Below are 20835 nucleotides of genomic sequence, written 5' to 3' on the forward strand. Positions count from 1 at the left end.
TAGGGGAAACAATTGAAATTCAGGACTCGACGGATGCTTGCTGGACCGATGCTGGCGACGGCGCTCACAGTGCTTGCGCTCTCCACGACACCAATAACAGCGTCCGCTGCGCCGGCCTCTCTGGATCCAGATCCGTTCTACTCACAAACCGAAGCCGCAACCGGTCCCGTCGGCACACCCATCTCCGTCCGACGAGCCCCTGACCTCTTAACCTTCCCAGGATCCGCAGTCTGGCAGGTGAACTTCAGATCGCTGAACTCGGCAAACAATCCGATCGTCGCGGTCACCACCGTCATAATCCCTCCCAACCACACACCAGACGGCCCGCTGTTGTCGTATCAACACATCGTCAACGCACTGGGCACTGAATGCGCACCGTCACGAGCGCTCTACAGCTCTGACCCCAGGAGCACCTACCGTGAAGCCATAGCACTGAACATCGCCCTTCAACGCGGCTGGGCAGTTGCGCTTCCTGACCATCTGGGTCCCACCAGCGCGTACGGCGCTGCGCGCCTCGGCGGACAGATCACTCTCGACGGAATCCGCGCTGTGCAGAAGTTGCCCGAACTCGGGCTCACATCCAGTCCCGTGGGAATCGCGGGATACTCGGGCGGCGGTATGGCAACAGCGTGGGCCGCAGCGCTTGCACCGACATATGCCCCTGAAATCAACATCGTCGGCGTTGCCGAAGGCGGTGTACCCATGAACATCACCAAGATGGCAAACGCACTAGGCCGCGATCCTCACCCGGCATTCGGTCTCGCATTTGCAGCCGCATTGGGTCTCGAACGCGAATACCCGACCGAACTGCCACTGACCAGCCAACTCAACGGTCTAGGACATGCTCTGGCTACAGACTTGACCAACGCCTGCACAACCCAACTCCTCATCACCGGAGCCGGGCGAAGCGCCCTCGACGTAGCGCTGTCGACATCGATGCTGGACAACCCCGACGCCATCAGCGTCATGAACGACAACAGCGTGGAACTCTATCCCGGAATTCCGACGGCACCGATATACGAATGGCACAGCGCCACAGACAATCTCATTCCGGTCGACTCCGTCGTGGCAACCATGGCCCGATACTGCGCAGCAGGCGCGACCATCCAAAGCGTGTTGGGCCCCAATCTGGATCACCTGACCGTGGGAGCCATCGGGCTGCCGGCCGCGGTCGACTATCTGCAAGACCGATTTGCCGGCCGACCGGCACCGAGTAACTGCTGACATGAGCGTTCCGTGGCCAAATCTCGCTCGCGGTGGCATCGTGAAGTCATGAATGATGCGGACGATACCGGCGCAGCAGCCGAAGGTAACTACAGCCTCGATCCAGACGACCAACTGCAACCAGAAGACACTCTGATCGACCGAGGCGTTGACGACATCCTCGACGAAGGGATTTCGCCGCCTGAGCGTCCCTATGCCCTCGGCGATTCGGAAACGGGGGAGACCCTCGACGAGCGTCTTGCCGAGGAAGAACCCGACCCTGCGGCCAAGCTGGGAGATCCGTTATTCGAGCAAGGTGACGCGGAAGACGCTGTCCGCGAAGCGGAATTCCCACCGGACCGTGAAGTGGGCACACGCCGTGCGGGACGCCTTGTTGCCGAGGACGAAGGGCGATACGAGGACGAGGAAAGCAACTTGGTAGCCGAGGACGTCGGTGTTGATGGAGCGGCCGCCTCTGCGGAGGAAGCTGCGATTCATATCATCGAGGACTAGGTTGCTCGAGGGTTGACGGCTACGGCGACGTCATCACGATTGTGTGGACGTGATTTCCGCCCAGTCGTTTGCTCTCGTACATCGCGGAATCGGCGAGACGATGAAGCGCGTCGATTCCGGCTTCCTCGGCGTCCGCATCCAGCCAACTGCCATTGTGGATCGCGATCCCGATACTTGTAGTCGATCGTGGTTCGACAATCGGTGTATTCATTGCGGGGTGGATTCGCGAGATCAGATCACCGACATCAGAGAGCGGCATGATCTGAACCACGATGAATTCGTCACCGCCGACTCTGGCAATTGCCGCATCTGCTCGCGCCCACGCGGTCAATCGATTTGCCGTTCGAATGATGACGCGATCACCGACATCATGTCCGAAAGTGTCGTTGAATTGCTTGAAATTGTCGATGTCGATGACAACCACCAATAGTGACTGGCCGATGCCGGACTTGGATCGAATCAGCTCCGCTGTACGACGAGCAAGACCGCGGCGATTGAGAAGATCTGTCAGGGGATCGAGCTCCGACCCTTGGGCGTCGTTACTCAGAAGGATCAATGCAATCTGCGTCAGGAACGGAACAACGCTGATGACGCTCACCGCAAAGAGAATTCGCCCAAAGGTATCGAAGAATGTCGTCGGTTCTTCGGTGAAAACACCGCAGCATGCTGCGACGACGATTGTGATCGAAAACAGCAGGTGAACCAGGTGAGCACGCATGTTGTGGAAGAAAGCGATATACGTGCCCATCAGCCCGAACACCAGTGATCCGAGAAGTCGCTGATCAAGATCCGCTTCGGTGAGCACGATAATGGCGATCGACACATCGCTCGCGATGACAAATTGAAGCGAACGGTTTCTGGTAGTCGTGAATACCGGGTATGCCAATCCGCCTATCAGCGCGAGTACACCGATCATCATGTCAAGCGGAATGCTGCTTACTTGATCGGATGCCGTTCCCAGTCGTTTTCCCACAACGGTGACTCCCATGGAAAAGACCATGAGGCCGATAAGTATTCGTGTGGCCTCGAGGAATCCGTTGCCACGAAGCAAACGGGTAAATCGATCAAACTGGTCAGGCATAGCAAGCCAGCGTTCGACCACTTCACGTATGGGGTTCACTGAGGACGTAGGCCTCGCGAACTCGTGAGCGGAAATTCGGGCATGCTGACAAGTTTAGTCGGTTATCGAATTTCTTAGAGCTTTCTGATCACCCACCAGAAAAGCTCAATATGTCACAGTGACGTATTGAGCTGGGGGACGCGGACCCTGGCAGCTGCCGACCACTAGCCGGAATCCCGCCCAGGCCCGTCAGTATGCCTAGGTCTGGGCCAGACGGCGTTGGTTGCCATGGGCCCGTGGGTACGGGGCGTGGCGGCGCCGGCAGATCCGGGTCGGCGACCGATTCCACAGGGCCGCGGCCAGCGGGCGCGCGGACGCCGACGGGATGAATGCGTGTACGTATAGGCACAGACGGACATTACGAGAGATTGGATTTATTCAGGCCATCCGACACATATCCACAGGTCGGTAATTTGCCGATAATCTACATTATGTCAAGTAGTAGGGATCTGAGTACCTGAAGGACCTTCCCCGTAGATCAGACGTAGATCGAGCACGACGGTTCTGACACGCTCGTTTCCACATCTCGACCTGGAGTCGACGCAGCAACGACGGATGTTGCAGCGGACGGTCCAGGATCTTGCCGCGCGCATCGCGGCGTATTCGGATGAAGGAACTGCAATCCCACAACGCGAGCGCATCACCGTCGCCATACGCCGTTCGGTAATGAATCCCGCTGACGGAATCGCCGGCCGGTTGATCTTCGAATATCGCGCGAGCCCATTCCTTGAGTTGATGCTCTGGGTTCTGCGCCCTGAGCGCGCCCATCCGGATCCAGCGCCCCGCGGTGGTGGACACGACACCACTGCCACGGCTCCCCTGGTCCTGATCGAACCCATTGCCACAGAACGCCACCTGGAGACATCGGCCGCTGCGGCGACTCGAGGGATTTCACCATGCAGCGGCAGTCATTCAGCCTCGGCAAGATCTGCGACCAGATGCAGGCGTGCGCGCCGCGCTTTTGGGGTGGAACCACCGGCACTGTGCTTCCGTGTGGCAACCATCAGACCCTCCCTGCACAAGTTATGAAAGTTAACCGTGTTGTGAACTACGCCGCGCCGGACCTTCAGTGCACGACTACGCGGCTACAGGCGACTAGCTTTGGTACATGGATACGGTCTCGATGATGCTGGGCTCGCCTCGTGGTCGGTTCTTCTGCGCAAATATCGGAAATGCCTGCAGCACGCACGAGTTGGCGTCGCGTTACGGTCTGCACTCCACACTCGGCGACGTTGTTGATGTCCTCGCTAACGTGGACTTCGGAGCCGTTGCCGCACTGTCCGAAATCGAAATTCTCGACCGGTTCGCCTATGCCGTGGATTTTGCACGCTACTGGCAGCCGCCGGACGAAGAGGACATCGTGTTGGTTGTCCCCCAGGTTGTCGAGCTTCTCCGACCCATCGCGCATGCAGTCCTGGCGTCACCGCATACCCAGTGGTGGGCCGAGCCCGTCGACCTCGTCAACCAACGAATGGTTCAGAAATACGAACGTACCGATGACCCAGACGTGACGCCCCTGTGCATCCGGCAGTTCGAGGACGGGCTGGAGCAGTGGCGAGCGCACACGCTGGACTATGAAGCGACGTTCGTCGAGTATCTGAAAGCGGATCCTGACAGGCAGATCGGCGGTGAATGGTGGTCGATCCCAGCCGCGAACGGGGCTTACGACACCACTCGCGCCCGGGACGTCCTCGGAGCTATCGAGTTGATGCTCGTTGAGGACAGCCCAGGATGGAGTTTCGCTCACGTGTGGCCGGTGAGCATCGACAGAACACCTCGGGTGTACGAGATCTCGAGTCCTGCGGACTGGGCTCACCTCGTCGACACCTATCCCCTCGCTGTACCGGCATCGCGTCGTTCCGTTTGGTACGACACCACGGGCGAGTATCACGACTGGTTCATTCCGGATTGGAGCAAGGTAGTCAACGACTACGACGCAGTTCACCTGAGCATGATCGGGTATCTCACCACTCCGGGTATCACGATTCCTCTGTCCGCCCGCTCAGGTGCCACCGTACTTGCGGGCTGGAATCCCGATACCACATTCTGGCTGAACACCAGTTTTATCACCGTCGACGGCAACATGACCGCCTGGCGCCCGAACTCCGAAAATCTCTGGGAGCCAGTCTAATCGGCTGGTGCCTGCGATCCTCGGGTGACCTCGACCGCGGCACTCATTTTCGTCAAGAACTCGCCTATCGTCGTCAATTGCGTCGGCGAAAAGGATTCCAAGACGTCGGTGGCCTGGCCGATCAGCGGTCCGAAAAACGACCACCCCAGATTCTTGGCGCTATCGGTGACATCGATGATCACGCGTCGACGGTCACTCATGTCTCGTTCTCGAACCACCAGGCCGCGTTGTTCCATACGGTCGATCAATGCTGTTACCGACGCGGAGTTCAAACCCAGTTGCTGACCCAGCCATCCCGGCGTGGCTGGTTGTCCCGCGCGTTCAGCGTCAAGAAGGCTGATCAGCGCTCGGACATCTGTGGAGTGAAGTTGATGCTGCGCTGCGAAGTTCGCACCGAACAGATCCAGCTGCACGACCAACGCCCGCAGTAGATGCACCATCTCGTGACCGCTGGTAGTCGACTTATTCGTATCGGTCACTTCCACTCCTCCGCTCGACGCAATTAGTTCCATTGTCTATTATCTCGACTATCGAGATAAATGAGGATGGAGTTCTCAATGCCTGCATCATCGATCGATCAGTTCGCGGCAACAGATAGCGGTGCGGCCTTCTACGCTGCCTACGATTCGGTACTGTCCACCTGGCCGGACGACACAACTTCTATTGAGATCGAATCCGATTACGGCACAACTCATGTCAATGTATGCGGCCCTGAATCAGGCCCTCCGGTCGTTCTTCTACCAGGAGGTGGAGCAACATCGACCGTGTGGTTTGGCAATGTGACTGCGCTCAGCGGACAGAACAGAGTCTATGCAGTGGATCTGATGGGAGATGTCGGACGCAGCACCGCCCACGGCAAATCGATGAAGACTGTCGATGACCTGCTTGACTGGCTGAAGACAGTCATAGACGGGCTAGACCTCGACTCCCCCAGCGTCATCGGCCACTCGTACGGTGCCATGATCGCGTTGGCCTACGCGCTACACAATCCCGACAGAGTGAGTCGGCTCATATTGATCGACCCCAATTCCTGCTTTGCCGGCATGAGGATGCAATACCTGGTGCATGCACTACCAATTCTTTTGCGCCCGAACGAAAAACGGGAACGGACGTTCATCGAATGGGAAACCGGTGGTGCATCGCTGGATGAGGACTGGATGTCACTCCTCACTCTTGGGGCAGCACACTTTCCAAAATCGAAGACGATTGTGCCGAAGCGCCCCGACAGAAAGAAGTTGGCGGGGTTTTCCGTCGACACCACGGCCATCCTGGCGGGACGAAGCAAAGTTCATGACAGCAGCCGAGTTGCGGCTTCGATACGTGCATCGCTCCCCCACTCGAAGACTCTGATTCTCACTTCGGCGACACACCACGCACTTCCGATGGTGCCAGCAGAAGAGCTGAACGCCGCGCTCCGCTCTGCGCTTGGGCGCTAGGCGGTCAGCGGTTGTGCTCTTTCACCGTGGAACAAGACAGAAGATTCGCAGATCGCGGTCCGTACGATCTCGATATCTCGCATAGGCCTCGCCGATTGCAACGAAACTTTCGAAGGTGCGCTCTTTCTCCGCGCCTAACAGAGGTGTCGCTTCCACCGGTACATCCACGCCGCCGATTGTGACGGTGGCCTGGCTGTTGACCAGCAGGTTGTTCGACCAGGCCGGGTGATGGTCCTGCCCGAAGTTGCTTCCCACGACAAACAGTTGACCGTTTTCGCGGACGTATGTCAGCGGAGTTGTGTGAGGTTGCCCGGTCTTTCGGCCGACTGTCGTCAACAGCAGAAGTGGCAATCCGAGCGGCCCGAGGATCGTGTACCGACTCTTACTGCGCTGCAAAATCCACCGATCCAACGGTGTTGCAGTACGAATGAGCCACGATCCGACCTTGCTCGACGCGAAGACGGTGACGGGTTTACGCAATATCGGCCTGTCGTGGCTCCACCTGACGTCAGGAAACGAATCTGCCGGGTGGCTCGGATTGTCGTAATTCTTGTCCACAATCGTTCCTCGGTTAGGAATAATTCGCGCCGCTAGACGCGCTCTCCCCCGGATCCAGCTTCCTCAATTCCATCGCAGCCGATGTTTACGCACAAGGGTTCGTCAAACATGCGAAATCGTGACAGGTCCACCCCGGTTGTCTGTGCGTTGTGCCCGACTTTTTGTGGGTTGGTGAGGTGTGCGTGGACTTGTGTTGCGGTGTTGTGCACGTTATTGACCACATACATTCGGGAAATCAGGTGGTTCCGTCACCGTCCGATATAAGGCAATCGGAATAAAGAGATCAACGACAAGACGCCAGTTTTTTAGCGAGCTGTCCTGTTCGATCAGCCAACCGCGATCGAAAACCGCACTATCACATGGGTTTTCTCGGAATTGGGCCGACTGCCACTCCCCCCCTGAGCGCTGCACGACACTACCTCAATCACTCCCCCAGGCTTGCCGGCGCCCGGTCCACGAGTTCCTCCCCTTCCCCGTGAACCGGCCCGACTACCCTTCAGTTGGCCGGCATCTCCCACGGTGTGTCAGGAAGAACGTGCCCCGTCTCGAGCAGGGACTTGAGGTTGGAGAGAACTGCCGGCCAGCCCCGGGAAATGCTGCTATGCGCTTCCTCGTCGGCAAGGTTTTCATGCACGACGGTGAGGCGAACAATCGAGCCGTACGGTTCGATTGTGTACGTCACCCGGGAGATAGTGTCCTCGCTGGGATTGTCAGGAGACGCCCATGATGTAACCAGCCGGCTCGGCGCTTCACTGTCGATGACAGTGCCCACGACATCAGCGATACCGGAACCATCGGCGCGGCGGTGCTCCCACGAGGATCCGACATTCCAGTCGGAGACGTTCTGGTGCCCCCAATACGCCGCCGTGAGGTCAGCGTCGGTGAGTGCTCGCCACACCGCTTCCGGTGTGCTCTCGATGTAGGTGACGTATTTGTAGGTGGGCTTGACGGTCATTTCTGCCTCCGCATGTCGTTTGATTGCACTCAGCGCCTGAAGTCGCGAGTGTTCGAAAGTGTCAATCCATCGTTCGCGAATCTCCTCGAGTGGAACAGGATTGAGATAATGACGCTTCTCTCGACCATGGCGCACGTGGCTCACCAGATTTGCCGCCTCGAGCACGGCCAGGTGTTGGGTTGCAGACTGACGTGTCATCGTCACGCGCTCACATAACTCCCCCAGCGTCTGACCATTGTCTTCGCGCAGGCAGTCGAGAAGGAACCTGCGCGTTGGATCAGCCAGTGCTTTGAAAACCAGGTCGGTAGATGACGCCATGGACACATGATATGCAGGCAAATGACTGCATGTCTAGCCTTGTACAACAAACCAATCAGTTCGAATTTCGGCAAACAACAAGGCCAAATCGAGGCCGACCGTCGAAGGCTTGAGCACTAGCGTGGAGGTAGCAACCGAAGCTTCTGTTCAGCGCCGCAGCGCTGCTGCCGAAATCGGAAGACCCGCTGCCACAAGACGGTCGCACACATCCGCTGGCGTCCCCGGAGGATTTCGCCATCCCGCTGCAGTCGCACTGACCGCCTGATGAACCCGCACCCCGTCGAGGTGGAACAAATCCATCACGAACTCGTCCGGATGCTTGGCCTCGACGCCGAATTGGGCGAGTTCGGATTCCGGAAAGTCCCGCAGATTCGCGGTGACAATGACCTGGGCTCCCGCTCGGATCACTGCGGCAAACACATGCCGATCATTGACATCAGGCAGCGTCAGGGCGGGGATGAGTTTTTCGTAACCAGTGATCAGACAGTCCGGAACCGCGACATTCATCAACTCACGCAACTTGTCCAGTTTCGCGATCGGGATGTCCGGACGGTCCTGCGCCAAGTTCCCGAAAGCTTCGTCGAGAATGCGGTCTGTCCAACGGGCATGAACAAGCCCGGTCTGCGCGAGCCGTATCAACACATCTCGTAGAACATTGGGGTACAACACGTTTGCGTCGTACAACACGGTGAAGGTCACGTCAGTACAGCCCGAGCTCTTCCGTGTGAGCTGCCAACTCGTCGGCGGCACTGCGCGCGGCGCCAAGCTGAGACCGCCGATAGGCAATCAGCGACGATGCGAGGATCCGGCGATGACGCCCGACCAACCGATACTCGATCTGTCGTTCGTCGAGCAGCTTGATCACATGTGGACGAGAGACATTGAGCATCTCGGCGGCCTGCTGCGTGGTCAACTCGGCATGCGCCGGGACGACCGTGACACCTTGCCCGGCAGCCATATTCGCCAACACATCCCGGATCAACTCGAATGCTGCACGTGGCAAATGTAGCGACTCCGCAGTGCCCGCAACCTTGAGTTCAAGCGTCTCCCCCACGTCGGGTTCGACACCGCGCAGCACCTGCAACGCCTGACGCGCCTGTTCCTGCTCGATGACACTGGAACCATCGACACCTCGAGGCCCCGGTGGTCGACTGATCTTCCATATCCTCGGCTGACGTCGAGAGGGGGTCTTCTTAAGGGTGACCGGCCCCATTCGTGAGTCGGGACTGGCTCACCACCCTGAACTCCCAGGTGATCCGAAGTTGCTGGGCGTTAAGGAGAAATTACCCGCAGCCAGAACGAAACCCAGAACGAAGTCCAACGAGGTGCCCACAAAGGAGTCGCCAAAGGAGTCGTTAACCGCTTGAGGGGCCGAGGCGCGCGCACCGATCGGCGGGATCATCATCCCTATCGGGAGGCTGCCCGCAGGTAGGTTGAGGACGGCGTTGATGTCGTAGATGGTGTTGTCGGCAGTGTTGGTCACCGAAAACGAGACGCTGCCGAAGTCGGTGACCGGACTATCTGCTGACGCGGTACCAACTGCACTGCCGAGGGTGATCGCGACAGCAAGTGCGCCGGCTCCAAGCACCGAGGTGGTCCGGGACCAACGAGCGGGCGTTTCGATACCATTCACGGATGTACTCCTTTTCGTGGTGACAGCTTCCGTGCACGCGAGGCGGAGCAGCCACGAGATTGCAACCATTACCGAGGAAGATAACGGACATTCACCTCATAGCGGGGTAGTTCAACACGAAGTGTTCCGCCACTGAATGCGAAGCTGCTGCACGCATCAGGTGGCGATGGGAGCGCCGTGACGGCTACGACAGGTACGGCACCAGCGGCAGGTTGAAGAACCAGTTGGCCAGACCGACGAAGATCGGCTCGAGCCACGGCCGGACCTGCGGACCCATCCACCAGTACGGGTCCGGTCCACCCGGCGAGGCGGCAGCGAACCCACCGCCGAGGAACAGTGCCAGGACAACAGTGGCGACGACAGTCAGAACCCGCGCTCGTGTCATACCTGGGGTATCGCGCGGCAGTCCTCTGTCCGTTACCGGCGCACCCACCAGTAACTCAAAGGCGGTCGGTTTCGAGTCCTTCTGAACGCAGGTCCAGCGGAGCTGCCGTACATGATCAACGAGAAAGCTGAGAAAGCAAGTAGAGAACTTCCCTAAGCATGCGCGGAGGTGCGCTGCGCGTCACCGAGTGCGGTCCGCGCGCGGCGGGTGAAATACGTCAGTCGGGCGCGTGCCAGCGAAATTCCGCGCAGCTCCTGTCCTGCCCTGATCGAGAGTCGATCACGATCGAGGAACAGCGGAACCATGACCAGATCCCGGTAGAGCGAGTGCATGCGCGGGTGATCCGCCAACCACAGCGTCCATCGCCACCACAGACGTGCCGACGCAGTTACGCCGACAACGCTTGTGTCGAAGACTGATTCCACGGCTGCCAACTGCACGTTCACGGCCCGGCGAACGTCGCGTGCCATCGGGCGGTTCACCAATGCGTGGCCGATCGACGGATCATGAGCAAGTAGATATCCGACGTCGAAAATACTGTTCAGCGCTAGATCAGCGCGTACCAATGCCCGGTCGGCAAGGCGGGCATGGGAGATAACGTGCAGGGCCACATCGTCAAGCGCGAGTTTCGCGCCGGCCGACGACACGATGTTCTGCACCGCACGCTCTCGGGTGAGCGCGTGTCGGGCAAAGCGCGGCAGAAGGTGTGAGTGGATTTCGACGGAACCATGTCGATCGTCTCGAAGCAGCGCTGGTTCCTGATGGTCGTCGTGATCGATGGAATCTGCGGACACCTCGTCGGAGCGCACCATGCGGTATCCGTGGTCGATGATCGCGTCGTTGGCGGGGACCGCGTGAGCAAGGTCCACGACAAGCAGATCTATGTCGGTCATCCGCCGCGCCGCGGGATTGGGCCAGATGTTGCGTTCGAGTAACGCCGCGCCTTTGAGTGCAACCGTGGGAAACCCCTTGTCTCGCAGCATCTCCTGAAGTTCAGCCCGCTGAGATTCCAGATCGGCGATTCGCAGCGTATTGCGATGATGCACCAGGCTCAGTGTCAATTGTGGGCTGGATACGTCGGCGGTCGATGTTGCCAGCATCGTTGCAAAACTCGGAGACAGAATCGAGGCGAACTCAGCGTCGACAGCGGCAGCGGCGAGTAGCGGTAGCGCCTTGTGCCGCGCGGCAACGTCGATAAGACGCGGCCAGTCGTCATCACTACATGAACGGATGACCTCAGCGCCGTCCTCGGCGTCGAGCATCGCGATCAGATACTGCGTGTCACGCACGACGCCACCAATTCCTCGACGGCCGCGATCCCGGAATCCAGGTGCTGGCGGGTCAAACTGAAGCACGCCGTATTCGACAACAGCGCTGCGATGTTTCGGAGCGTCAGCCGGTGATTGTCTGACCACAGTGCGGATTGTTCGGCCAACGATTGCAAAGCTACGGCGGTGGGCACTGGCTCAACACGCGTCGTGTCGCTCCACCCCTCGAGGATCAACAGCACATCGATCCCCCGCAACCCGGCCATAACGTCAGGTGGCGTTGGCAATGATGTCGGGTCAAGTGCCCACACCGGGGGTTCATACGGCAGATGCAGCAGCTCGCAGCTGCTGATCTCCGGCAATACGTCGAACGTGCCCGCCTTGACGTGGACGCGGCGCGGTAGACCGACAGCTTCTTCACCTCGGATGAAGACGCCCTCGTCCGCGTGAAGCTGTGCGCCCCGCAGGGCGAGCGCCAACGAAAGCGTGGTCTTCCCTGCCCCCGAGTGCCCGGCAATCGCCACCCGCACGCCGCCACAATCCACCAGAGCAGCGTGCAACCGCGTCCACTGGTCGATGCGAGCCGCGGTCATGACATCGCGGTGCACGGTGCGATAGATACTCTCGGCGGCCTGCAGACCGTCGAGTCCGACCAGGTTTTCACGGGTCGCATCGATTGTGGAGCGGATGGTCGCATCCCATCGCCCTGGCACCGATTCGCTGGGCACAACGTGCGCGTCTACCCGGTGGTTCGCAGACCACGGGCTGGCAACCTTGTGTTCGACGACGCGAACTTCGGGAACCGCGGTGCCCGTGACGTGTGCGTCGACCCATAGGTACTGCGAACGGATGTTCTCCGCACCGCCAGCTGTCACCTAGGACCTCACACCAACAACCGTGACGTGTTCAGCTGTCCGTAAGTTTCAACGACCACGGATTGCGCTTCAGCAGTGGGGATTTCGAGGACTTCGGCGACAGCGTCGACTATGTCGCCGACAGTCCGCCCGTCGCACAGTTCCCAGACCAAGGTCGCAACGGGATTGAGGTGATGTGCTACCTCGCTGGAGCTGTCGTAGAGAACAACTCCGTCGGCGAGATCATTGCTTTCCACGCTGTGTGCGCGCTGCGGCCGGGTGTCTACGAGCAATTCGGTCAAGGGAGCCTCCCGTGGATGTGTTGTGCAATCAGAGTGTGAAGCGTCGTGAGTATTCGGATTCGAGTGCGCCTGAACGGAGCAAGGTCCGGTTGGTGGCGATACCTGGCGACAACGACAGGCAGGTCAGCATGCCTGACGCGCCGGCATCCACTACAAACTCAGCGAGGGAACGATATCGACCAGCCCACTGCGCAAACTCGGCGGATTGCGATTCAGGATCGGGAATGGCGACAAGTAGCGTCTCGTACGCACGAGAATTCACAAGTACCGCATGCACCCCGCGGTTTTCCGCGCTGACTCGAATCAATGACGAATCACCAAAAAGGGTTCCGTCGTGTGACTTCGGATCATGGCCGAGATGCACCACGTCCCACTCGAGATTGTCGAGTTCACTGCGTGCTGAGTCGAGTATCGACGACGACACATCGAGCAGATCGAGATTGTCGGCCGCGACGAGGACCGAACCCCATTCTTTCTCTGCTGCCCGTGTGATGGCACGACGCCAGGAGACCGCAAATCCGATTGCCGGGTTCGCGCGGTCCTCGTACGCCGAAATTCTCTCTACCCCAGCGATGTTCGCGAGTCGATTGAACTTCCGCCACGAGTGCGACCAGCTTTCGCGGTCCGTATCGAGATTTACCAGGGCCACTCCCATGGTGGCCACCGAATCATCGCCGGAGGTTGCCCGGCTGCGTGCCAGATCCTGTTTCAGCCTTACAGTGCTCGCCCCCTCAGAGACGAGCCAAACCGGCAGGGAGAACTCACCCTCACCCATCGTGACGCCGTCGGACAGTCGGTCACGCAAACGCTCGTAGGCACTACTGCGCACGATCAACACCGCTCCGGACACGTCGTTTTCGGCCCCGTGAATGACTGCACAATTGACGTCTTCGGCGAGATCGATCATGACGTTTCGAAGTTTGTAGGGCAGCGCACCGTCGATGACGTTGTGTTCCGACAGGAAGACCACGGACTTCCAGCCCAACAGAATCGCCTTGTCGATTCCTGCGACAAACGCACCCGCCGGTCGCCACGGATCCTCGGTGTCTTCCGCGGGCACCACTCGGTGCACTGCCACATCGACCGACTCGGCCTCGGCTAGGCACGACCGCCATGGCGCGACGCGGCGATCGTCACTCAGGACGAGCAGACCACCGAAGATCAGCTCGGGCTTCTGCACGCTCCGCTCGGCGCGCTCACGAATGCTCGGGTACGAGTTACCCAGATGTTTGGAGAACTGACGGTGTACCGACTCGACATCCCAACCGATCTCCTGCCAACCGAGTAGGTAATTGTGAATCCGATCGTCCCAGTTGATGCGATACGGCACCCCGGCCGGGCGTTCGAATCGGTGCAACCAGCCGAATGACGGCAAGCACACCACTTTCCCGCCGTTGATCCGGAATTTTTCGTGAATATAGCCCTCTTCACCACCGAACCCGGTGAAGTGCGAGTTCAGTCCGGGCCACGCCTCACGTCGACACGCAAACGACCCCAAACCTTGCATGGGGATCTCGAATGGAACGTCGGGGTTTTCCTTCGCCCGCGGATCGACACCCCAGGCGCCGAACATCCCTCGCCGCCAGACCGGCTCCATGTGTGTGGCCGCGATGTGTGACGAGTCCTGCGACAGCATCGGGCCCTGGATCAGATCATCTGTTTCCGGATGCGCGTCGAAGTAGTCCAGCAGCGACTCCAATGACCCAGGAGACAGGATCACGTGGGAATCGAGCACTAAGACGTACTTTCCAGTTGCCTTGCGGAATAGCACATCCCGAACGGCAGTCGAACGTACCTCGGTGAACGGTATATACCGGAACCGGTCCACGTACTTCGCGAAGGATTCGAGCATCGGTGCCGGCAACCCCTCGGGGAAATTGTCCAACAACACGAACTCGACTCGATCGAGGACTTCACGATGGTGAGTCAATATCGAGTGGATAGTGAAATACGCGCCATCGAAATCGTCATACGTCGCAATGGCAATCGTCAGATCCACTGGATTCCCGTGAGGCGGTGTCTCCTTCACCTTCACGGTGCCCGCGCTCTGAAGTTTTTTCAGAGCGCGGTGCAGCGCGGCATCGAACTCACTCATCGTGTGGGTAGCCCCTCGTAATCGACAAGGATCAGGTCGGCTCGGTGGGATTTGTGGGTACTGTCGGGATTGTAGGTTCGGTCGGGTCAGTCGGAGCTGTTGGCTCGGTGGGGTTGGTGGGTCCCGCCGGGATGGTGGGTTCCGTCGGCACCGTGGTGGTTGTTGTGCCTCCCGAACCCGAGGAACTCCCCGACGATCCCGAGCTACCCGAACTGGATCCCGATGAGCCGGAAGATCCGGAACTACCTGACGAACCTGATGACCCCGAAGAACCAGAGCTACCCGAAGATCCCGAAGACCCGGAACTGCCGGGCTGACCGGATCCGCTGTCGCCCTGACCCGGCTGGCTGCCTTGACCGCCTTGGCCGTTCTGTCCTTGCTGACCACGATTCGGCAGACCCGACAAGTTCGGTGTGTCTCCCGATGCAAATGCCGGTGCGGCACCACCCAGGCTGATGGACGTCACTACCGGAACTGTGACCGCAGAAGCTGCAAGCACAGTTTTCACAAATCTCCGTCGATCTACCGGAACAGTCTGAAAAGCATCGCCACCCACGGGTGTCCTCCCGAATCCATTCATTCACGCTCAATCGACCTGTTTGCGACAAAGCTAGCATCCATATAGCGAACAAACCGACCCAAAACGCTGATTTTGGTCGAATTCAGCAATCTTTTCTAATCCCTCTGCGGGTTTCGTTCGATTACCGAACCAATCCTCATTTCTCCCTATGTCGTAATTGTCCGATTCTGTAAATGGGGATTCCCTGGACGCCGATTGGACGTTCGGGCAGATTCTCATGATCGCGAATCACCCTTGTAGATACTCTGTTTCAGGCAGGATGCCGTTCCACCTGTGGACCAAGAGGGGCGTCACCTCGGCCGAACAGTCGAAGCGCTTACCGCGTCGCGACAAGAATCATGCGTTCGGTACACCGGACCGCCACGGCACATCTGTGAGGACTGCATACTTTCGGCAACGCCGACGGCAAACCATCAGCGATAACTGAACGACCAATACGATAGCTGGCCCGTCGCGATCCGCGCTTCCAATCGGACCGTAGCCGGAACCCGTAATTCACAGTGCGCTCCGGCGCGCCACGACGGGGTTATGCCGACGAATCCACGGCACATCAGTACCGTGATGTGAGCGAGCCAACTTTTGGCATTAAAAGGAGAGGGTCAACACATGGACTTGGCAGCAATTGGTGTGGGCGTCGGGTACGCGTCTGTCGCGTTGTCGATCTTGGTTTTCGTAGGCGGTTGTATCGCCCTGTTCATCCTGTCGATTCGGCAGTAAACCGGCGCTCTCGCGCTCGGCGCGATCATCCAGCCGTTCCTACTTGTCCGATGCGGCAAGTAGGACGCTGGGGACACTTCACTTGATCGATTCCGGAAGAGTCGGACATCTTGCGGACTCGCAGAGAACCTCAGCGTAGGTGGGACTACCGTAGAACCGTCGTCTACAACTCGAGGAGCACGGAATGAGCATCCAGTCGGTTGAATCGCACCGCCACCGCGTCGTGGTGATCGGTTCCGGCTTCGGTGGATTGTTCGGCACACAGGCTCTCAAAAAAGCCGATGCCGAAATCACGATGATTGCGCGCACCACCCATCATCTTTTCCAACCCCTTCTCTACCAGGTAGCCACGGGAATTCTGTCCGTCGGCGATATCGCGCCGGCAACCCGATTAGTACTCCGCAAGCAGAAAAATGCGCAGGTACTGCTCGGTGAGGTCGAGACGATCGACTTGGAGAAGAAGACCGTAACTTCACGGCTGTTGGAACGGGTTACCGTGACGCCGTTCGACAGTTTGATCGTCGCTGCGGGCGCCGGACAGTCGTACTTCGGAAACGATCACTTTGCCGAATTCGCGCCAGGTATGAAAACAATCGATGACGCGCTCGAGTTGCGCGGTCGCATTCTCGGCGCGTTCGAGCAGGCCGAACTGTCGGACGATCCCGCCGAGCGCGCACGCCTGCTCACGTTTGTTGTTGTCGGCGCAGGCCCAACGGGTGTTGAGCTCGCGGGTCAGATCGCGGAATTGTCGCGTCGCACCCTCGATGGCGCGTTCCGGAAGATCGATCCCCGTGAGGCTCGGGTAGTTCTCCTTGACGGTGCGCCCGCTGTGCTTCCGGTCTACGGCGGCAAGCTGAGCCGCAAGGCCGCAGAAACGCTCGAGGGCCTCGGTGTCGAGATTCAGTTGGATGCCATGGTCACTGACGTCGACAACGACGGACTGATCATCAAGGAGAAGGACGGCACACTGCGCCGCATCGAGTCGCAGTGCAAAGTGTGGTCGGCCGGTGTTCAGGCGAGCCCTCTCGGCAAGCAGCTGGCAGAGCAGAGCGGCGGCGAGACAGACCGCGCCGGTCGGGTCATGGTCAACCCGGATCTGTCGCTGCCGGGTCATCCCAACGTGTTTGTTGTCGGCGACATGATGTCGCTGGACAAATTGCCGGGCTTGGCGCAGGTTGCGATGCAGGGCGGCAAGTACGCTGCCAAGCAGATCAAAGCCGAGATCGACGGACAGGCACCCACTACTCGCGTTCCGTTCAAGTACTTCGACAAGGGAAGTATGGCCACCATTTCGCGATTCAGCGCGGTGGCAAAGGTGGGCAAGCTCGAGATCAGCGGTTTCATCGGCTGGGTGGCGTGGTTGGCCATCCACCTGTTGTATCTGGTCGGTTTCCGCTCACGTGTGTCCACGATCCTGTCGTGGACGGTGACGTTCTTCGGCCGTGGCCGTGCTCAGATGGCGTCGACCGAGCAGCAGGTGTTCGCGCGAAATGCCATGGGCGAGTTGGAGAAACACAACAAATCCAAGGCGGCGGTCGAGAGCGGAAAAGGCAAACCTCAACAGGCTGCCGGCTGAGCCTCTCGATTGACACGGAAAACGGCGGTGGAATCTGATTCCACCGCCGTTTGTTGTTTCTCAGGCCTCGCCGTCGTCAGTTGCCGATCGCTGAGGTGTCCGTGATGTTCGCAAGGCGTACCTGCCCCTTGGACACCAGTCGACCTTGCTCATCGGTAATGCGCACCTCCCACAACTGGGATGTACGACCGCGATGAATCGGGTTGGCCTCCGCGGTCAGCGTCCCTTCGCGTGTCGCGCGCAGGAAATCGGTGTTGTTGTTGACGCCGACAACGTGTCCGCGCTCCCCCAGCCACACCGTGCCGCCGATGCTGGCCAATGATTCCACTACGGAGCAGTACACGCCGCCGTGCTGGATACCGGCCGGCTGGTGAAGCGTCGGCTTGACCGTCCACTGAGCGCGAACTCGATCTGGTGTCACGTCGGTGTATTCCAGCCCGATGGTGGCGTCGAAACCGGTTCCCAGCAAGCTCTTCATGTCTGCGATGTCAGCTGTGTCGGACATGCCTTCTCCATCTGTGTTTCCCGTGGCGCCGGTGCGGCGGCCGCTGACTACTTGCCTACACCAGCCGTAACTCGAGCGACGATTCAGGTCCGTAAAGACGAACAGGCGGGTTCCGCATCGTGACGATGCGGAACCCGCCATGGGAAGGACCGGGAGTCTCTGCAGCCCTCAGGACTCCGGCGCGGTCCGGCAGTTTCTTGAACTCGGCGGGTTGTTCTCCCCGCTTTGCATTGCTCAATCATAGGCAAGGTTTACCTAATTAAGCAAGCGTTTCGTCAAATTGATTCCAACGGGGGCGCGCTGCGATCTTCCGACGAGACCGCACCGGCACTCCGGCGCCGACAAATGCGTCGAGCAGTCCCTGACCTCGGCGCTGCGCTGCCGTTTCGCCGCCACCCGCGAGAATCGGGACGTACGCAGTTGCTCCCAGGATGGCTTCGCCGACCAAACCCCAGAATCGATAGGGATCTATCGGCGCGCAACGAGACACAGCGGCGAGCACTGCATGCAGGGCTCCAAGGCACCTGTGCGCGGTCCAGACGAAAAGCGCTTCCTCACAGGGCATGCCGACAACGCCATCCCGGCCGTACTCGGTACCGCCCGGCGCCACGCGCAGCGTTTCGTCAACAACGCCTGCCCAGTCGATACCACTGTCGCTGTCCATATGTATCCAGAGGTTCTCGAGACCGGGATCCCACGCCGAGCCCTCCGCCACAATGGAAGCGGTTACCCTGCCGACAACGGCGTGGATCAAGGACGTCGCAACCTGGATTGCCGCGGCCTCCGGATTGTCGAGATCCTGGAGAGATCGCAAATACAGCTGTTCGACTCGTTCACTGTGCAGACCGGTGCTCAGTTTCCACCATCGGCGTTTGCCCTCACCAGCCATGGCAGCAACTGCATACACGCGCGGGTAATCGGGGTTGAGCCCCCGTAGGCGTGTGCAGGTGCGGCTGAATGCGTCAGTCCGGAAATCCAAGTCACGAATCTGCACATGCTCGGTGGTGAGGGTCATGGTCACCATGCACTCCAATCGGCCGTAGGGGTCTTACACACTCAACATAGGTTAGCCTCACCATAATTCAAGAGTAAAGATCTGTGAGCCTCGGCACGCATATTCGGTCCGGAAACCAACCCGCGCGAGGTTCCCGGGGATAGGGTTCCGTAACCTAAGATCTGACATCCCTGCGAGCCAAGACCAGGAGTTCGATCCACCAGTGACCATGACCGACACGCCCGGGAGCGAACATCCGCGCGGGCCCAGCGAGAACTACGGACGACGTGTCGTACCCCGAGGACCGGCGCCCGTCCGATTGCGCATCCTTGCCGGACTGTTCGACGTCGCAATCATCGCGCTCCCTCTCGTGATCGGCTGGTACATAGTCCAGTCCTTGCAGGACGACAACGGCGGCGGTGAAGCTGATCGCGCAGTGTTCGGCGGGACAGCAATCGCCATCGCTATCGGGCTTCTCATCTGGAACTTCGGATTCCGTGAGGGCACGAATGGACGAACGTCCGGAAAAGGTTGGGTCGGCCTGATCACCCGGGATGCACAGACCAAGCAGCCCATTGGCGTCAGACGCGCACTCTTGCGCCCGATCAACCGATCCGGAATCGACGTTGTCCGCGAAAGCACCGCTCGCGACGAGGGGTTCGCCGAACTCGAGCGCGACAACTCGGTATCAGCCACCCGCAGGCGTCGTCTCATCGGTCTTGCAGTTCTGACCGTCCTTCTGGTGTTGGTCATGCTTGCCAGCATCGCGGTCGGAGCGCGTCCGCTCACTTTTGCCGAGATCTTCCATGCAATCTTCAACTCCGACGGGTCGCAGACCGACATCATCGTGCGAACTCTGCGCGCGCCGCGAACAATCCTGGGCTTGGTTGTCGGCATCGCGCTGGGAATCGTCGGTGCACTCATTCAGGGGCACACCCGAAATCCCCTTGCCGACGCCGGCCTCCTCGGCCTCAATGCCGGCGCTGCGTTCTTGGTTGTCATGTCGATCTACCTGTTCGGGTTCACCGCACCGAGTCAGTACATGTGGTTTGCATTCGCTGGTTCGTTCATCGCGAGTGTTGTCGTATTCGGCTTGTCATCCATCGGCAACGGAGGTTCCAGTCCGCTCAGCCTGGCTCTCGCCGGGGCCGCTGTCGCGTTCTTCCTCCAGGCCATGACCAATGCGGTGATCATCCTCGACCAGGCAAGCCTCGACGCGTACCGATTCTGGGTGGTCGGCTCGGTGTCCGGACGCGGATTCGACGTGTTGTGGCAGGTGCTTCCCTTCCTGGTCGTCGGTCTCGTCATTGCTCTCGCGAGCACGCCAGGACTCAACGTCCTCAGTCTCGGCGACGACGTAGCCAAAGCGCTCGGAACCAACATTGTCTTCAGTCGCACTCTCGGCATTGTCGCGATCACCTTGCTGACCGGCGCCGCCACCGCTGCCTGCGGACCTATCGCCTTCATCGGCCTCGTCGTGCCACACGTTGCCCGGGCCATCACCGGCCCTGATTACCGTTGGCTCGTCCCGTACGCGGGTCTGCTCGGCGCGATCATGTTGATCACCGCCGACATCATCGGACGCGTTGTCGTCCGTCCGGGTGAACTTCAGGTCGGAATCATTCTGGCGATCTTCGGTGCGCCGTTCTTCATCGCTCTCGTACGGCGCAGGAAGTTGGCAAGTCTGTGACC

Annotated in this window: 22 protein-coding genes; 7 read left to right on the forward strand and 15 right to left on the reverse strand. The window is 59.5% G+C overall.

Annotated features, from left to right (window positions below; all coding sequences use genetic code 11):
• Positions 1 to 33 precede the first annotated feature (33 nt).
• Both EEB13_RS15410 and EEB13_RS15415 read left to right on the forward strand, forming a co-directional pair.
• Positions 34 to 1224, forward strand: a complete 1191-nt coding sequence (locus tag EEB13_RS15410) for a lipase family protein (protein WP_051730332.1) — start codon at positions 34 to 36, stop codon at positions 1222 to 1224.
• A 48-nt stretch (positions 1225 to 1272) separates the two neighbouring features.
• The gene (locus tag EEB13_RS15415; protein ID WP_033232036.1) at positions 1273 to 1716 is read left to right on the forward strand and encodes a DUF5709 domain-containing protein; all 444 of its coding nucleotides are present in this window, start codon (positions 1273 to 1275) and stop codon (positions 1714 to 1716) included.
• Between the two features lie 19 nt (positions 1717 to 1735).
• On the opposite strand, the gene EEB13_RS15420 is transcribed toward EEB13_RS15415, so the two are convergent.
• Both EEB13_RS15420 and EEB13_RS15425 read right to left on the reverse strand, forming a co-directional pair.
• Positions 1736 to 2797 (reverse strand): sensor domain-containing diguanylate cyclase, encoded by a 1062-nt coding sequence (locus tag EEB13_RS15420; protein WP_141485725.1) that lies wholly within the window; start codon positions 2795 to 2797, stop codon positions 1736 to 1738.
• A gap of 468 nt (positions 2798 to 3265) precedes the next feature.
• Positions 3266 to 3634 carry a hypothetical protein gene (locus EEB13_RS15425; RefSeq protein ID WP_181317501.1) on the reverse strand — a complete coding sequence of 123 codons (369 nt, stop codon included), beginning with the start codon at positions 3632 to 3634 and terminating at the stop codon, positions 3266 to 3268.
• 310 nt (positions 3635 to 3944) lie between these two features.
• Here EEB13_RS15425 and EEB13_RS15430 point away from each other — a divergent pair, with 310 nt between their 5' ends.
• On the forward strand, positions 3945 to 4967 hold the full coding sequence (locus EEB13_RS15430) for a hypothetical protein (RefSeq protein ID WP_141485726.1): 1023 nt from the start codon (positions 3945 to 3947) through the stop codon (positions 4965 to 4967).
• On the opposite strand, the gene EEB13_RS15435 is transcribed toward EEB13_RS15430, so the two are convergent.
• The gene (locus EEB13_RS15435) at positions 4964 to 5407 is read right to left on the reverse strand and encodes a MarR family winged helix-turn-helix transcriptional regulator (protein WP_033232226.1); all 444 of its coding nucleotides are present in this window, start codon (positions 5405 to 5407) and stop codon (positions 4964 to 4966) included. The two genes, EEB13_RS15430 and EEB13_RS15435, sit on opposite strands and share 4 nt — an antisense overlap.
• A gap of 117 nt (positions 5408 to 5524) precedes the next feature.
• Between EEB13_RS15435 and EEB13_RS15440 the strand changes: the two genes are divergently transcribed.
• On the forward strand, positions 5525 to 6403 hold the full coding sequence (locus EEB13_RS15440) for an alpha/beta fold hydrolase (RefSeq protein ID WP_141485727.1): 879 nt from the start codon (positions 5525 to 5527) through the stop codon (positions 6401 to 6403).
• Positions 6404 to 6424: 21 nt separating this feature from the next.
• Here EEB13_RS15440 and EEB13_RS15445 read toward each other — a convergent pair whose 3' ends face one another.
• The 10 genes from EEB13_RS15445 to EEB13_RS15490 all read right to left on the reverse strand — a co-directional run bounded on the left by EEB13_RS15445 (position 6425) and on the right by EEB13_RS15490 (position 14771).
• Positions 6425 to 6961 (reverse strand): nitroreductase family deazaflavin-dependent oxidoreductase, encoded by a 537-nt coding sequence (locus EEB13_RS15445; protein ID WP_141485728.1) that lies wholly within the window; start codon positions 6959 to 6961, stop codon positions 6425 to 6427.
• 496 nt (positions 6962 to 7457) lie between these two features.
• Positions 7458 to 8216, reverse strand: a complete 759-nt coding sequence (locus EEB13_RS15450; RefSeq protein WP_222839814.1) for an ArsR/SmtB family transcription factor — start codon at positions 8214 to 8216, stop codon at positions 7458 to 7460.
• Positions 8217 to 8381: 165 nt separating this feature from the next.
• Complete coding sequence (locus tag EEB13_RS15455) at positions 8382 to 8933, reverse strand: PIN domain-containing protein (protein ID WP_141485730.1); 552 nt, start codon at positions 8931 to 8933, stop codon at positions 8382 to 8384.
• 1 nt (position 8934) lies between these two features.
• Entirely contained in the window at positions 8935 to 9312 is a 378-nt protein-coding gene (locus EEB13_RS15460) for a helix-turn-helix domain-containing protein (protein ID WP_261984561.1), read from the reverse strand.
• Positions 9313 to 9465: 153 nt separating this feature from the next.
• Positions 9466 to 9867 carry a hypothetical protein gene (locus tag EEB13_RS15465; RefSeq protein ID WP_141485732.1) on the reverse strand — a complete coding sequence of 134 codons (402 nt, stop codon included), beginning with the start codon at positions 9865 to 9867 and terminating at the stop codon, positions 9466 to 9468.
• A gap of 184 nt (positions 9868 to 10051) precedes the next feature.
• Positions 10052 to 10252 (reverse strand): hypothetical protein, encoded by a 201-nt coding sequence (locus tag EEB13_RS15470; RefSeq protein ID WP_045067746.1) that lies wholly within the window; start codon positions 10250 to 10252, stop codon positions 10052 to 10054.
• A 152-nt stretch (positions 10253 to 10404) separates the two neighbouring features.
• Positions 10405 to 11541, reverse strand: coding sequence for a nucleotidyltransferase family protein (locus tag EEB13_RS15475; protein WP_141485733.1), 1137 nt, complete (start codon positions 11539 to 11541; stop codon positions 10405 to 10407).
• Complete coding sequence (locus tag EEB13_RS15480) at positions 11520 to 12395, reverse strand: hypothetical protein (protein WP_261984562.1); 876 nt, start codon at positions 12393 to 12395, stop codon at positions 11520 to 11522. Before EEB13_RS15480 ends, EEB13_RS15475 begins: the two co-directional genes overlap by 22 nt.
• 8 nt (positions 12396 to 12403) lie before the next feature.
• Entirely contained in the window at positions 12404 to 12676 is a 273-nt protein-coding gene (locus EEB13_RS15485) for a PqqD family protein (protein ID WP_033232043.1), read from the reverse strand.
• Between the two features lie 28 nt (positions 12677 to 12704).
• Positions 12705 to 14771 carry a glycosyltransferase family 2 protein gene (locus tag EEB13_RS15490; protein WP_141485734.1) on the reverse strand — a complete coding sequence of 689 codons (2067 nt, stop codon included), beginning with the start codon at positions 14769 to 14771 and terminating at the stop codon, positions 12705 to 12707.
• Positions 14772 to 14887: 116 nt separating this feature from the next.
• Between EEB13_RS15490 and EEB13_RS15495 the strand changes: the two genes are divergently transcribed.
• Together EEB13_RS15495 and EEB13_RS15500 are read left to right on the forward strand one after the other, a co-directional pair.
• Complete coding sequence (locus EEB13_RS15495; RefSeq protein ID WP_204368989.1) at positions 14888 to 15088, forward strand: hypothetical protein; 201 nt, start codon at positions 14888 to 14890, stop codon at positions 15086 to 15088.
• A 1164-nt stretch (positions 15089 to 16252) separates the two neighbouring features.
• Positions 16253 to 17644, forward strand: coding sequence for an NAD(P)/FAD-dependent oxidoreductase (locus EEB13_RS15500; RefSeq protein ID WP_141485735.1), 1392 nt, complete (start codon positions 16253 to 16255; stop codon positions 17642 to 17644).
• A 76-nt stretch (positions 17645 to 17720) separates the two neighbouring features.
• Here EEB13_RS15500 and EEB13_RS15505 read toward each other — a convergent pair whose 3' ends face one another.
• Entirely contained in the window at positions 17721 to 18149 is a 429-nt protein-coding gene (locus tag EEB13_RS15505) for a PaaI family thioesterase (protein ID WP_033232047.1), read from the reverse strand.
• A gap of 259 nt (positions 18150 to 18408) precedes the next feature.
• Positions 18409 to 19164: a hypothetical protein gene (locus EEB13_RS15510; RefSeq protein ID WP_242484429.1), complete on the reverse strand. Its 756-nt coding sequence runs from the start codon at positions 19162 to 19164 to the stop codon at positions 18409 to 18411.
• A 208-nt stretch (positions 19165 to 19372) separates the two neighbouring features.
• Here EEB13_RS15510 and EEB13_RS15515 point away from each other — a divergent pair, with 208 nt between their 5' ends.
• Entirely contained in the window at positions 19373 to 20833 is a 1461-nt protein-coding gene (locus EEB13_RS15515) for an iron chelate uptake ABC transporter family permease subunit (protein ID WP_072782575.1), read from the forward strand.
• Positions 20834 to 20835: the final 2 nt, after the last annotated feature.

The sequence above is a fragment of the Rhodococcus sp. WS3 genome (assembly GCF_003797085.1).
GTDB classification, from domain to species: Bacteria; Actinomycetota; Actinomycetes; order Mycobacteriales; family Mycobacteriaceae; genus Rhodococcus_F; species Rhodococcus_F globerula.

Excerpts from the sequence above, each read along its gene's own strand:
- EEB13_RS15430 (WP_141485726.1), top strand. The coding sequence starts at position 3,945 with ATGGATACGGTCTCGATGATGCTGGGCTCGCCTCGTGGTCGGTTCTTC.
- EEB13_RS15470 (WP_045067746.1), bottom strand. The coding sequence starts at position 10,252 with ATGACACGAGCGCGGGTTCTGACTGTCGTCGCCACTGTTGTCCTGGCA.
- EEB13_RS15410 (WP_051730332.1), top strand. The coding sequence starts at position 34 with ATGCTTGCTGGACCGATGCTGGCGACGGCGCTCACAGTGCTTGCGCTC.
- EEB13_RS15435 (WP_033232226.1), bottom strand. The coding sequence starts at position 5,407 with ATGGTGCATCTACTGCGGGCGTTGGTCGTGCAGCTGGATCTGTTCGGT.
- EEB13_RS15500 (WP_141485735.1), top strand. The coding sequence starts at position 16,253 with ATGAGCATCCAGTCGGTTGAATCGCACCGCCACCGCGTCGTGGTGATC.
- EEB13_RS15515 (WP_072782575.1), top strand. The coding sequence starts at position 19,373 with ATGACCGACACGCCCGGGAGCGAACATCCGCGCGGGCCCAGCGAGAAC.
- EEB13_RS15510 (WP_242484429.1), bottom strand. The coding sequence starts at position 19,164 with ATGACCCTCACCACCGAGCATGTGCAGATTCGTGACTTGGATTTCCGG.
- EEB13_RS15440 (WP_141485727.1), top strand. The coding sequence starts at position 5,525 with ATGCCTGCATCATCGATCGATCAGTTCGCGGCAACAGATAGCGGTGCG.
- EEB13_RS15420 (WP_141485725.1), bottom strand. The coding sequence starts at position 2,797 with ATGCCTGACCAGTTTGATCGATTTACCCGTTTGCTTCGTGGCAACGGA.
- EEB13_RS15505 (WP_033232047.1), bottom strand. The coding sequence starts at position 18,149 with ATGTCCGACACAGCTGACATCGCAGACATGAAGAGCTTGCTGGGAACC.
- EEB13_RS15490 (WP_141485734.1), bottom strand. The coding sequence starts at position 14,771 with ATGAGTGAGTTCGATGCCGCGCTGCACCGCGCTCTGAAAAAACTTCAG.
- EEB13_RS15415 (WP_033232036.1), top strand. The coding sequence starts at position 1,273 with ATGAATGATGCGGACGATACCGGCGCAGCAGCCGAAGGTAACTACAGC.